General features: G+C 51.3%; 12 protein-coding genes, 1 tRNA gene and 1 pseudogene. 11 read left to right on the forward strand and 3 right to left on the reverse strand.

Annotated features, from left to right (window positions below):
* The first annotated feature begins 2 nt into the window (after positions 1–2).
* The 10 genes from JET16_RS27185 to JET16_RS27230 all read left to right on the forward strand — a co-directional run bounded on the left by JET16_RS27185 (position 3) and on the right by JET16_RS27230 (position 10,336).
* On the forward strand, positions 3–806 hold the full coding sequence (locus tag JET16_RS27185; protein ID WP_233532335.1) for a TIGR00282 family metallophosphoesterase: 804 nt from the start codon (positions 3–5) through the stop codon (positions 804–806).
* Between the two features lie 136 nt (positions 807–942).
* Positions 943–1,203, forward strand: coding sequence for a stage V sporulation protein S (locus JET16_RS27190; protein WP_006286829.1), 261 nt, complete (start codon positions 943–945; stop codon positions 1,201–1,203).
* Positions 1,204–1,337: 134 nt separating this feature from the next.
* The gene (locus JET16_RS27195) at positions 1,338–2,303 is read left to right on the forward strand and encodes a dipeptidase (protein WP_233532336.1); all 966 of its coding nucleotides are present in this window, start codon (positions 1,338–1,340) and stop codon (positions 2,301–2,303) included.
* A gap of 178 nt (positions 2,304–2,481) precedes the next feature.
* Complete coding sequence (locus JET16_RS27200) at positions 2,482–4,218, forward strand: 2-oxoacid:acceptor oxidoreductase subunit alpha (protein ID WP_199623430.1); 1,737 nt, start codon at positions 2,482–2,484, stop codon at positions 4,216–4,218.
* A 2-nt stretch (positions 4,219–4,220) separates the two neighbouring features.
* Positions 4,221–5,087 carry a 2-oxoacid:ferredoxin oxidoreductase subunit beta gene (locus JET16_RS27205; RefSeq protein WP_199623433.1) on the forward strand — a complete coding sequence of 289 codons (867 nt, stop codon included), beginning with the start codon at positions 4,221–4,223 and terminating at the stop codon, positions 5,085–5,087.
* 99 nt (positions 5,088–5,186) lie between these two features.
* The gene (pduL, locus tag JET16_RS27210; protein ID WP_199623437.1) at positions 5,187–5,756 is read left to right on the forward strand and encodes a phosphate propanoyltransferase; all 570 of its coding nucleotides are present in this window, start codon (positions 5,187–5,189) and stop codon (positions 5,754–5,756) included.
* A gap of 133 nt (positions 5,757–5,889) precedes the next feature.
* A complete protein-coding gene (gene miaB / locus JET16_RS27215; RefSeq protein ID WP_199623440.1) occupies positions 5,890–7,371 on the forward strand; it encodes a tRNA (N6-isopentenyl adenosine(37)-C2)-methylthiotransferase MiaB in 1,482 nt (493 codons plus the stop codon).
* Between the two features lie 15 nt (positions 7,372–7,386).
* On the forward strand, positions 7,387–7,863 hold the full coding sequence (locus JET16_RS27220) for a RicAFT regulatory complex protein RicA family protein (protein WP_199623443.1): 477 nt from the start codon (positions 7,387–7,389) through the stop codon (positions 7,861–7,863).
* 279 nt (positions 7,864–8,142) lie between these two features.
* Positions 8,143–9,222: a ribosome small subunit-dependent GTPase A gene (gene rsgA / locus JET16_RS27225; protein ID WP_233532337.1), complete on the forward strand. Its 1,080-nt coding sequence runs from the start codon at positions 8,143–8,145 to the stop codon at positions 9,220–9,222.
* Positions 9,223–9,265: 43 nt separating this feature from the next.
* Positions 9,266–10,336 (forward strand): undecaprenyldiphospho-muramoylpentapeptide beta-N-acetylglucosaminyltransferase, encoded by a 1,071-nt coding sequence (locus JET16_RS27230; RefSeq protein ID WP_199623446.1) that lies wholly within the window; start codon positions 9,266–9,268, stop codon positions 10,334–10,336.
* A 246-nt stretch (positions 10,337–10,582) separates the two neighbouring features.
* On the opposite strand, the gene gluQRS is transcribed toward JET16_RS27230, so the two are convergent.
* Both gluQRS and JET16_RS27240 read right to left on the reverse strand, forming a co-directional pair.
* Positions 10,583–11,548, reverse strand: a complete 966-nt coding sequence (gluQRS, locus tag JET16_RS27235; protein WP_199623449.1) for a tRNA glutamyl-Q(34) synthetase GluQRS — start codon at positions 11,546–11,548, stop codon at positions 10,583–10,585.
* Positions 11,549–11,653: 105 nt separating this feature from the next.
* Positions 11,654–11,730: transfer RNA gene (locus JET16_RS27240), tRNA-Asp, on the reverse strand.
* Positions 11,731–12,026: 296 nt separating this feature from the next.
* On the opposite strand from JET16_RS27240, the gene JET16_RS27245 reads away from it, so the two are divergent.
* Positions 12,027–12,941, forward strand: coding sequence for an aminoglycoside phosphotransferase family protein (locus tag JET16_RS27245; RefSeq protein WP_199623451.1), 915 nt, complete (start codon positions 12,027–12,029; stop codon positions 12,939–12,941).
* Here JET16_RS27245 and JET16_RS30400 read toward each other — a convergent pair.
* A pseudogene (locus tag JET16_RS30400) lies at positions 12,919–13,173 on the reverse strand (hypothetical protein); the annotation flags it as partial. The gene JET16_RS27245 and the pseudogene JET16_RS30400 overlap by 23 nt on opposite strands.

Below are 13,173 nucleotides of genomic sequence, written 5' to 3' on the forward strand. Positions count from 1 at the left end.
ACATGAACAAAGTGAGAGTGCTGTTTATAGGAGACATTGTCGGTTCTTCAGGGAGGCGCGCATTGAAGGAAGTGCTTCCTCAACTCAAGAGCAAGCACCGTCCGGACATCATTGTGGTAAATGGAGAAAACGCCGCCGGAGGAAAAGGACTGACAGGGGCGATCGCGGCCGAATTTTTCGAGCTGGGCGTGCATGGAATTACAATGGGAAACCATACGTGGGACAACAAGGACATATTCGATTGGATCGACAACGAGCCGCGCATCGTACGGCCGGCCAACTATCCCGCAGGGACTCCGGGACGCGGGGTGGCCACGATCCAGAACGGCGGGAAAGAATTAACCATTGTGAACGTGATGGGACGTTCCTTTCTTCCGCCGCTGGATTGCCCGTTTCGGACGATGGACGATATATTGAACAAAATTAAGAAGAAGACCAAATGCATTCTTGTCGACGCTCATGCGGAAGCGACATCGGAAAAACTCGCCCTTGGATGGTATTTGGACGGCAGAGTATCTGCGGTCGTCGGCACGCATACGCATGTTCAGACGAACGATGCGCAGCTGTTTCCGCAAGGGACTGCCTATGTTACGGATGTAGGCATGACCGGGTCAAGGGAAGGGATATTGGGAATGGAGCGACAAGCCGTCATACGCAAATTCATTACTCAATTGCCTGTGCGCTTCACGGCGGACGAAGGGAAATATCAATTCCACGCCGCTCTGATCGATATGGACGAAGCAAGCGGCTTATCCACGAAAGTACAGCTTATCCGCGTTTATGAAGATGAATTTCAGATGGAGTAACTGCGTTCGAATTTTTCAGAATTGTATGTAATATTTCAGCGATGTGCGGCGTCCGCGGGGAGGAATTTTTCGGTTCGTAGGCGAATACATATAAGTACCGGAGTAATTTTTAGCTTTCCCGAGGAGGTCCTTACCCATGGAAGTATTAAAAGTGTCAGCAAAATCCAATCCCAACTCGGTGGCAGGCGCGTTAGCAGGGGTATTACGCGAACGGGGAGCTGCGGAATTGCAAGCGATTGGAGCGGGAGCGCTCAATCAAGCGATAAAGGCGGTAGCGATCGCCCGGGGATTCGTTGCTCCGAGCGGAGTCGACTTGATTTGCATCCCGGCGTTCACAGACATTGTGATCGACGGTGAGGATCGGACCGCGATCAAGCTGATCGTCGAACCAAGATAACAGCATATTATTCTTATCATGAAACCTGTTTACGCCAGTAAACGGGTTTTTTTTAACTTTATATTTCCTCTAACGCGGTCTGTTTCGAGAAAAGTCCGCGATAGAGGTTTTCTTTTTAAGGGGAGGGAGAAACTATGACTATGAAGAGAATGGATATGCATTGCGACGTATTAAGCAAGATGCTCACGGCATCGGATATACGGTTCGCCAACGATTCGCGGTTGGATGTAACTTATGACCGTTTGAAGGCGGCGGGTATGAACGTGCAGGCTTTCGCCGTATTCATTCCAGAAAGCTGGAGGCGTAAACCGTTCGATGCCGTTTTATACAGCATTGATACATTTCACCGTAGAATTTTGAGTCATCCCGGGATGTTTCCGGTCCGGACGAAACAAGACTTACAGCAAGCGCTGCGGCCTGAAGAAAGCCGAATCGGCGCCTTGTTGACTCTGGAAGGTGCCGAAGGCTTGGAAGCCGATTTGACTTATTTGCGCATCGTATGGGATTTGGGTGTCCGGACGCTGGGCATAACGTGGAACGATGCGAATTGGGCGGCGGACGGCGCCAGGGAGCCGAGAGGAGGCGGATTTACCGCAGCCGGCCGGCTATTGATCGAAGAATGCGATTCCATTGGGATGACGTTGGATGTGTCGCACTTGTCCGAACGGGGATTTTGGGAATTGACGGAATTAACGGAGAAGCCCTTTGTCGCATCGCACTCGAATATGAGAGCGCTGTGCGATCATCCGAGAAACTTATCCGACCGACAAGCTAAGGCGATCATTGAACGAGACGGACGAATCGGAATCACGTTCGTTCCGTACTTCCTCAGAGGGGACGGAATTCAAGCAGGAATCGACGACGTGCTCCGTCATGTGGAAAGACTGTGCGAATTAGGCGGCGCCGCGGCCGTATGCTTCGGATCGGACTTCGACGGCATTGCTCAATGGGTAAAGGGCTTAGAGCATCCGGGAAAATTATACATCTTAGAAAATGAACTCCATAAGCGCTATACCGCTGTACAAGTGGAAGGATTTATGGGTGGAAATATATTAGCGTTCTATTTGAAGCACCTGCCTGACGCTGCTGTGGCTGGATGAAAAAACCATCTCATTTTGCTATGAAAACCATCGAAAAATACTATGTTTTGAGATGCTTGAAAGCACTTGCTTTTTACATGCTGAAATCATAAACTTATCACTGACCATGATTTATGCATTAAAATTTTTTTCACTTCCATTTAAACTATTTTTTTGCCACTAAAGGAGTGGACCTCGTTTGATTAGTCAATTGTCATGGAAAATCGGCGGACAACAAGGCGAAGGGGTAGAGAGTACCGACCGGATTTTCTCGACGGCGCTGAACCGATTGGGTTATTACTTGTATGGCTATCGTCACTTTTCTTCTCGGATCAAGGGCGGTCATACGAACAACAAAATCCGGATTTCCGTCAAACCGATTCGAGCGATTTCTGACGATCTCGATATTCTGGTGGCTTTCGACCAAGAGTCGATCGATCTCAACGCCCATGAGCTTCGGAAAAGCGGCGTTATCGTGGCCGACGCCAAATTCAATCCCACCGTGCCGGAAGGCGTGGACGCGAGATTGTTTGCGGTACCGATCACCGCTATTGCGGAAGAGCTCGGCACATCGTTGTTTAAGAACATGGTTGCTTCCGGCGCATCGTGGGCGCTGCTCGGGCTCCCGCTGGAAGTGTTTAATAAAGCTGTTGAAGAAGAATTCGGCCGCAAAGGTCCGGCCATCGTGGAGAAGAACGTCGAAGCGGTGCGCAGAGGCGCGGAATTCGTATTGGAGCAAGCCGGCGGGTCTTTGAAAGATTTCGAATTGGAACCTTCCGACGGCCAACCGAAGTTGTTCATGATCGGCAATGACGCCATCGGCCTCGGGGCCGTTGCCGGCGGCTGCCGCTTCATGCCTGCATATCCGATCACACCGGCTTCTGAAATTATGGAATACCTCGTTAAGACATTGCCGAAATTCGGCGGAGCCGTCATTCAGACGGAAGACGAAATTGCGGCGGTGACGATGGCGATCGGCGCCAACTATGGCGGCGTACGAGCAATGACGGCTTCCGCAGGTCCCGGACTTTCGTTAATGGTGGAAGCGATCGGTCTCGCCGGCATGACGGAAACGCCTGTCGTTATCGTCGACACGCAGCGGGGCGGCCCGTCCACAGGTCTTCCGACCAAGCAAGAGCAAAGCGACATTAACGCCATGATTTACGGTACGCATGGTGAAATACCGAAGATCGTCATCGCTCCGAGCACGGTGGAAGAATGCTTCTACGATGCCGTCGAAGCGTTCAACTTGGCGGAAAAATATCAATGCCCGGTTATCCTCGTTACAGATTTGCAATTGTCCTTAGGAAAGCAAACGGCGGAAAACCTCGATTTCAACCGCGTCGCGGTCGAACGGGGTACGCTTATCTCCGGCGAATTGCCGGCGCTTGAAGATAATAAGCTGTTCAAGCGGTACGAGTTCACGGAAGACGGAATTTCGCCGCGCGTCATCCCCGGCATGAAGCAAGGCATTCACCACGTCACGGGCGTTGAGCACGACCAAGAAGGCCGTCCGTCGGAAAGCCCGGTAAACCGCAAGAAGATGATGGATAAGCGCTTGAAGAAGCTTGAGAGCGTACGGATCACGAATCCGATTCACATCGATGCGCCGCACGAAACGCCTGACGTGCTCATTATCGGTATGAGCTCGACCGGCGGAACGATTGACGAAGCCCGCGAACGCTTGACGAAAGACGGAGTGACGTCGAATCATATGACGATCCGCCAGCTTTATCCTTTCCCGGCGGATTTGGTGAAGCCTTACCTCGAGAAAGCGAAGACGGTTATCGTTGTGGAGAATAACGCGACAGGCCAACTCGCCGACCAAGTTAAGCTTCATGCCGGATATGCCGATAAAATCAAGAAGTTCTTAAAGTACGACGGAACACCGTTCCTGCCTTCCGAAATTCATACCGGCTGCAAGGAGTTGGTTTAACGATGGCTACATTTAAAGAGTTTCGCAACAATATTAAACCGAACTGGTGCCCGGGCTGCGGCGACTTCTCCGTACAAGCAGCGATTCAGCGCGCTGCGGCCAACGTAGGCCTCGAACCGGAAAACCTCGCGGTCGTCTCCGGTATCGGCTGCTCCGGACGCATCTCCGGTTACATTAACGCATACGGTTTCCACGGCGTCCACGGCCGGGCGCTTCCGATCGCTCAAGGCTTGAAGATGGCCAACCGCGAGTTGACGGTTATCGCATCAGGCGGCGACGGCGACGGTTTCGCAATCGGTATGGGTCACACGGTCCATGCGATTCGCCGCAACATGAACATTACGTATATCGTTATGGATAACCAAATATACGGCTTGACGAAAGGCCAAACATCTCCACGTAGCGGAGAAGGGTTCAAGACGAAGTCTACGCCGGAAGGTTCCATTGAAACGACATTGAACCCGCTGGAAATCGCACTATCGGCAGGCGCGACATTCGTCGCCCAATCGTTCTCCAGCAACTTGAAGCAGCTGACGCATTTGATTGAAGAAGCGATCAAGCACGAAGGTTTCTCCCTTGTCAACGTGTTCAGCCCGTGCGTGACGTTCAACAAAATCAACACGTATGACTGGTTCAAAGAAAATATCGTCGACCTTGACGAACAGAACGACTACGATCCGTCGAACCGCATCGCGGCGATGACGAAATTGATGGAAACGAACGGCATGCTCACAGGTTTGATTTATCAAGACAAGAACAAGAAATCTTACGAAAACCTCGTGAAAGGCTTCAAGCCCGAGGCGCTTGCGAAACAAGACCTGCAGTTGACGGAAGAACAATTCAACAAGCTGGTTGCTGAATTCCGCTAATCACGAGTCAAGATGAAGGCATACGGTTGCGTCCGTATGCCTTCTCTATTACATACGCATACTGAAGTGTAGGAGCAGCATCGTCTGAGGAGGCATAGCGTGGCAGAGATTCCTATCGGCGTATCGGCACGCCATATTCATTTATCTCCCGAGCATATTGAAATATTATTCGGTCCCGGTTACACTCTGAAGGAAATGAAGCCTCTGTCGCAACCCGGACAATTTGCGGCTGACGAGACTGTGGCCGTCTCGGGACCGAAGGGGAAATTCGATAAAGTGCGGATCCTGGGTCCGGCAAGAGGCAGCACTCAATTGGAAATATCCCGTACGGATGCATTCGCTCTCGGTATTGATCCGCCCGTCCGCTTATCCGGCAACATTGCGGGAACGCCCGGCATTCGGATCGTAGGACCTGTGGGTGAGGTGGAAATCGAACAAGGCGTTATTGTCGCGGCCCGCCACATTCACTTTCATCCTGATGACGCGGCGCGGTTTGGAGTTACGGATAAGCAAACGGTGAGCGTTCGCGTGGAAGGCGAAAGAGCGGTTGTTTTTGAAAATGTCATATGCAGAGTTTCCGATCAATTTGCTCTGGATATGCATATCGACACGGACGAGGCGAACGCAGCCGGAATTAATACAGGCGATAAGGGTACGATTGTGAAGTAGGCATGCAGGTTCCAGCATTGAACATTCCAATGCTGGAATCGTTTTGTTTTTCGGTTTCCTTTCGGATTATGCTATAATGTTGTAATGTATGCTGGATAAACGACGATCCTTGTTAGGACATGAGGTGATATAGATGGCAACCGTCAAAGAGAAAGATTACTCTCAATATTTCCAACCGCCTTCGTATGCCGATGCGAAGAAACGCGGCAAAGAAGATATCAAGGTTCATTACGATTTCTCCATTCCGGAAGAGATGCAGCGATTGGGCGCCGGGAAAAAATATTTGATTCGCACATACGGCTGCCAAATGAACGAGCACGATTCCGAGACGATGAAGGGCATGTTTGAAGCGATGGGTTACGAGCCGACCGAAGACAAGCAGGAGGCCGACGTTATCCTATTAAATACATGCGCAATCCGCGAGAATGCGGAGGACAAAGTGTTCGGCGAGCTCGGTCACTTGAAGACGTTAAAGACGCAAAAACCGAATCTCGTTCTCGGCGTATGCGGCTGCATGTCCCAAGAAGAGGGCGTCGTGAACCGGATCATGACCAAGCACCAGTTCGTCGATCTTATCTTCGGCACGCATAACATTCACAGGCTGCCGAAGCTGCTTCAAGAAGCGTACTTCGGTAAAGAGATGGTCGTCGAGGTATGGTCCAAAGAAGGCGACATCGTCGAAAACTTGCCGAAGAAGCGCGAGGGAATGAAGGCGTGGGTCAACATTATGTACGGCTGCGACAAGTTTTGCACGTACTGTATCGTACCTTACACGCGCGGCAAGGAACGGAGCCGCCGGCACGAAGACGTCATCGCCGAAGTTCGCGAGCTTGCGCGGCAGGGGTTTAAAGAGGTTACGCTGCTCGGCCAGAACGTGAACGCATACGGGAAAGATTTTGAGGATATCCGGTATACGTTCGCCGATTTGATGAGAGACATTCAGAAAATCGACATCCCACGCATCCGATTCACAACGTCGCATCCGCGCGATTTCGACGATCACCTGATCGAAGTGCTCGCCAATCGCGGAAATATGGTGGAGCATATTCACCTGCCCGTGCAATCGGGCAATACCGATATTTTGAAGAAAATGAGCCGGAAATATTCACGCGAGCATTACTTGGAACTGGTGGCAAAAATCAAGCGCGCGATTCCCGACGTTGTGCTTACGACCGACATTATCGTCGGCTTCCCGGGTGAGACGGACGAACAATTCGAAGACACGATGTCACTTGTTCGAGAAGTTCGATATGACTCTGCGTTCACGTTCATCTATAGTCCGCGCGAAGGAACGCCGGCTGCGGCGATGCTAGACGACATTCCGGAACAGCTCAAGAAAGAGCGCTTGCTCCGATTGAACGACCTGTTGGCCGAAATCGGAAGAGAAGCGAACGAAAAGCTCCGGGGTCAGACGGTCGAAGTGCTGGTGGAAGGCGAGAGCAAGACGAACCCGGATGTGCTTTCCGGACGAACCCGGACGAACAAGCTGGTTCACTTCCCCGGTCCGAAATCGTTAATCGGGAAGTTTGTCCAAGTGAAAATTACGGAACCGATGACTTGGTTTATTAAAGGCGAGTTGGCCGCTGAATCCGCGCCTGCCGCTGCAAACATGTAAAGGGGCGTTACACGGATGGCTCATAAATTTTATCATGACGGCGGACACGGCGGAAGCTGCGCGATGGAATCGTTTGATATTAAAGATTTGCTCGTGCGCGACGATATTATGGCTAAGGCGAAGGAGCTTGCGGATTTGATCTCTACTTCGGAAGAGGTGGAGATTTACCGGAAAGCGGAGAAACAGATTGCAGGGCATGCGGAAATTCAGCAGCTGATCGCATCGATCAAGAAGAAGCAGAAAGAAATCGTCGCATTCGAGACGACGTTCAAGAATAAAGCGATGGCCGAGAAGATCGAGAATGAGATCGACGAATTGCAGGACCGTCTGGACTCGTATCCGATCGTCGGGCAATTCCGCCAATCGCAAACCGATCTTAACTATTTATTGCAGTTGATTATCTCCGTCATTCGGGATACGCTTTCGGAGAAAATCAATTTGGACTCGGACGGAAGCATCGGACTATCTTCAAACGGCAGCTGCAGCGATTAAGATTATGCAGCACGGGTCGTCAGCGGCCCGTGTTTTTTGCGCTTAAAGACGGGGAAAGTGTAAATGCCGGTTGCTTGCGGAACGTTTTGCCCATATAATGAAAATGTTTGGAAGCTAATAGAGGAGTGATGTTGTATGGTGAATGTAGCGGTAGTGAATAGTCGTCGCGTCGCAAATGAACAACGAAACGGGGCTGCGGAGGTTCACCGGTAACGTCAGATTTGCTTCCAATGCAATACCGGGGATTTCCGCGGCGTTATATGCTAAGGAGGATCCTCATTGACCCTAGTGAAATACGGATGGAATGAGACGTGGGAGCGGCAATTCGAACCGTTCCGCGATAAAGGATTGGAGCCGGGCCGAGTTGTGCTGGAGCACAAACGGATGTACCGGGTTATTACGCAACACGGGGAGCTTCTGAGCGAGCTGTCCGGGAAATTGCGGTATGAAGCCGAAGAGCGGGAGCAGCTGCCCGCCGTGGGCGATTGGGTGGCTGTTGCGGCGAGACCTGCTGAAGGAAGAGCGACTATACACGCGCTGCTTCCGAGAAAGAGCAAGTTTTCGCGGAAATCGGCAGGCGTGGAGACGACGGAACAAATTGTCGCCGCCAACGTCGATACGGTTTTCCTCGTGAATGCAATGAATCAAGATTTTAATATGCGCCGGTTGGAACGGTATTTGGTTCTTGCATGGGAAAGCGGTGCCAATCCGGTCATTGTGTTAAGCAAGGCGGATCTTTGCGATGATGTGGATGCCATGATCGCCCAAGCCGAATCCATCGGAATGGGCGTGCCGGTTCATGCGGTTTCTGTGGAAGCGCAGAGCGGGATCGACGAGCTGCTGCCATACGTGTCTGCAGGGAATACCGTCGCTTTGCTCGGATCAAGCGGCGTCGGAAAGTCATCGCTCGTCAATACGCTTCTCGGGGTGGAAGCTCAGAAGGTAAGCGGCATTCGCGAAGCGGACGGAAGGGGCAGGCACACGACGACGCACCGGGAGCTGTTGACTGTTCCGGGCGGCGGTATCGTGGTCGATACGCCTGGTATGCGGGAAATTCAAATGTGGGAAGCTTCGGAAGGACTTTCGGAAAGCTTCGAGGATATTGAGTCGTTGGCCGGACGATGCCAGTTCGCCGATTGCTCTCATAACCGCGAGCCCAATTGCGCGGTTAGGAAAGCCGTCGAAGCCGGCGAGCTGGAGGAGGGACGGTTGGCGAACTACAGGAAGCTGCTGTCGGAGCTCGCTTATCTCGCCCGCAAAGAAGAGGCAAAAGTAAAGCTGCAGGAAAAGAAATCGAACAAAAAGAAAAGCCAACACTCAACCACTATCAAACACCGTTCACATGAAGTTAACCTCTGAGGCTTACTCAGAGGTTTTGTATTGACGAAAGGGAGCGACAGCAGTGAAACAAACGATTGTATTTACCGGCGGGGGGTCTGCCGGCCATGTTACCGTGAATGCAGCGTTGATTCCGCATTTTCGCGAGAAAGGGTGGAATATTCACTATATTGGCTCTGAGAAGGGGATCGAACGGGATATCGTATCCGAATTGCGGGGAGTTACGTATCACGGAATTGCGACCGGCAAGCTGCGCCGTTATTTGGATTGGAACAATGTGAAGGATCCGTTCAAGGTCGTGAAAGGAGTATGGCAGTCATATCAGCTGATCAAGCGGTTGAAACCGGATGCCGTATTTTCCAAAGGCGGTTTCGTATCCGTTCCTGTCGTCATGGGGGCCTGGTTGAACCGGGTGCCTGCCGTAATTCATGAATCCGACCTAACGCCCGGACTCGCCAACCGATTGTCCATTCCGTTCGCCAAGAAGATTTGCACGACGTTTCCGGAAACCGCAAAGCACGTCCCAAGCAATAAAGCGGTGCATGTCGGCGCCGTTGTAAGGGAGGAGTTGTTCCGGGGAGAATCGGGCAAAGGGCATGACTTATGCGGTTTTGTGCGCGGCAAGCCCGTGCTGCTTATCATGGGTGGAAGTCTCGGTTCGCAGCGGATCAATCGGGCAGTGCGCAATAATATAGACGCACTGACGGAAATGTTCCAGGTCGTTCACTTGTGCGGCAAAGGTAATGTCGAACGTTCATTGGAATCGCGAAAATACCGGCAGTTCGAATTTTTGAAATCGGAGCTTCCCGATGTGCTGGCAATGACGGATCTCGTCGTGTCCAGGGCCGGCTCAAATTCGATTTATGAGTTTCTGGCGCTGCATAAACCGATGCTGCTTATACCATTGTCCCGCGCAGCCAGCCGGGGCGATCAGATTGCAAACGCCGAGTCGTTCCGCGCGCGTGGATTTGCCGAAGTGCTGGAAGAGGAACAATTGACGGACGAAACGCTTTTGCAGAAAATAACACGTCTTTATGAACGAAAGGAATCCTATATTGCCACAATGAAGCGGGAAGCGGAAACAGCAACGCTGCATAGGCTTATTTCACTTATTGAAAGTACGGCATCCGTTTAGGGGGCGGGGGTCCGCCGGCTCCCCCAGTAATATTTACCAACGAAAAATATCACGTTGGCGCGCTGCGGGAGCTTGCGGGGCGGTGGGACGTTCCGGTTTACGCACATGAGGAAGAGCTGCCGTACCTGACGGGCCGTAAGGATTATATGGCACCGGATCCGACGGTCGGCGGCGGGAGTGTTATCGGAGCAATTTGACCGGGTGGCCGTTCCTGAACACGGCAAATATGTATAGGCAGTGAAGCGGTCAGGCTTCCCCGGTAAGTGCCTTCATATCCTCTTCGTTAAGATGGATGGGATGTTTCTGAATTTTTGTTAATGAAAATTCTCTTATAAGATCGCTCGGGTTCATCGGTTCCGGGCTATCGATAAGAGACAACAGCCAACCGATACGTCCGACAATGCGCTGCGGGGCAATCCCTTTGGACCGGATGGATGCTGCTGCGAGAGAGCCGTGACGCTTCGACAACCGTTCGCCGTCGGGGCCGTAAAGCAGCGGAACGTGCGCAAACCGGGGCGCCTGGAGCTGCAACGCTTCATAGAGCAACAATTGCCGCGGCGTCGAGTCCAGCAAGTCCCATCCCCTCAGCACATCTGTAATCCCCATGGCCGCATCATCCACAACAACCGCCAACTGATATCCGATAATACCGTCCGCGCGCCGTACGACGAAATCTCCGCCTGCGCCGGGCGGTATTTGCTTTACTCCGGCGATGCCATCTTCAAAGGTGATGGGTTTATCAGGCATAGCGAAGCGCAGGGACGGCTTTTTGACTGCTTCTTTCTGCATTCGTTCCGTCTCTGTAAGTTGTCTGCACGTTCCGGGGTATACCGGTCCTTCCGACTCGAGACCGTGCGGAGCGCTGGCAATGGACATCAAGTCCGCGCGGCTGCAGTAGCATGGATATAACCAACCTTCAAGCAGCAGCTTCTTCAGCGCGTCCTGGTATAACTCCTCGCGTTCGCTCTGGGTGTATGGTCCGAAAGGACCGCCCACATCCGGACCCTCATCCCAATCGATTCCGAACCAGCGCAGATCGTCAATAATTTGCTTCGTGAGCTCCGGGCGGGAGCGCGGCTTATCGATGTCTTCCATGCGCAGCACGAAACGCCCGCCTGCTTTGCGCACTTGCAGCCAAGCAAGCAGGGCGGTGCATAAGTTGCCGATGTGCATCAATCCGGAAGGTGTGGGAGCGAAACGTCCGCGTATCAAAGGTCATCACCTTTAACATTTGTATTATCATCTATGATAGTGCAAACAGAAACATAAAAAAAGCCCGGCAAGACGATTCTCACCGAACTTTAGTAGCGTATGTAATGGCGGAGCTGACGGGATTCGAACCCGCGGTCTCCTGCGTGACAGGCAGGCATGTTAGGCCTCTACACCACAGCTCCATGTTGGACACAAGAGGTATCATACCACGGCTGGAACAGTTTGTACAATTGTATATTTTGTGAACGATGAATGTTTGCTGAATAATGTGAGCGTTCGTTGGTCAGATAAAATAAAGTTTTTCAATATGAAACGACGGAGGTGGTAAAAAGCGTGAATGTTCGACGGTTTTTGAGGTGAAATGTGGAAATCGGCGCGAAACAGAAGAATCAACCATTCAAAGTTGGAGAAACCGCTCCCCATCTGGTATACTTGGGCTGCTGCTTGACTCACCAAAAAACGATTGAAAGGGAATAATATGGCTGTTTTTACTCTTCTCCCTCCCTTCTATGAAAAGCCGCCTTTCTCAGACGCCAACATCTTTTTAGAACGCATCGCACAAGAGTTTTCCATTTTGATTGAAAGATATGCGTACCTGAAAGACGCCTTCGATCATGACGTCTTTATCGTGAATGAGGAACTGGTGTTTCGGTTTCCACGAACGAGGCGAGACACCGACTATCTTCCGTATGAAATTGCCTTTCTGAATGATATGAAAGACAAAATGAACGTTGTTCTCCCGGACTATTCCTTTATCCCAAAAAGCGGTGATTTTGCAGGGTACAAGATCATTCCGGGCACGATTCTTGCCCCCTGGATCTTCAAGAACTTAAACCGGAAGGATAAAGAGGCGGCGGTCACCCAACTGATCGAATTTATCAATAGGTTTCACCACATGGATCTGCATGACTTCGCGCAGTACCAGCCGAGAGAAAGAGAGGATTTTATAGCCATAGAGCAGAGAATCGAAAAAGAACTCGTAGAGAAGCTCTTTCCAAAACTCCCCTGCAATGAGGTTGAGATTATCAAAAACTTCTACATAGAAGCTCATGAGCTCTTCCAAGATATTCCCAATAGGTGTGCGACCCACGGTGATCTATATGCTTTCAATGTTCTCTGGGACAGAGATACCTCTCAAATAGGTGTGATCGACTTCAGCGATTTACTCATAGGAGACCCTGCCAAAGACTTTGAAGTGTTTTATGACTATGGACGGGAGTATGCTGAGATGGCATATCAGCTCTATACCGGGCCAAAAGATCAGGACTTTTTAAGGCGAGTTGAAACATACTACAAACTCCATGCAATTTATACCCTTCTGAGTAGTCAATTAGGGGCGCTCATCACTTTTGAGCATGCTCACCTGCGCTTTAGACAGAAATTTCATCTCTGAGGCAGTGCATATCGGACATTTTCAAAGTACATGCCCAAAAAAACACCGCGATCATGCTTACCAAGGTCCCCAGTATGCACACGCCGAACCACCCCGCCCAAGAATAAATCCAGGTCGACGCTACTGCACCTGTTGCGCTTCCAAAGGAATAAAAGATCATGTACCCTGCGGTTAGCCTGCTCCTCGCTTCTGGACGAGTACTTAATATCATACTTTGATTAGTAACGTGAAC

The sequence above is a fragment of the Paenibacillus alkalitolerans genome, assembly GCF_016482785.1.
Taxonomy (GTDB): Bacteria; Bacillota; Bacilli; order Paenibacillales; family YIM-B00363; genus Paenibacillus_AE; species Paenibacillus_AE alkalitolerans.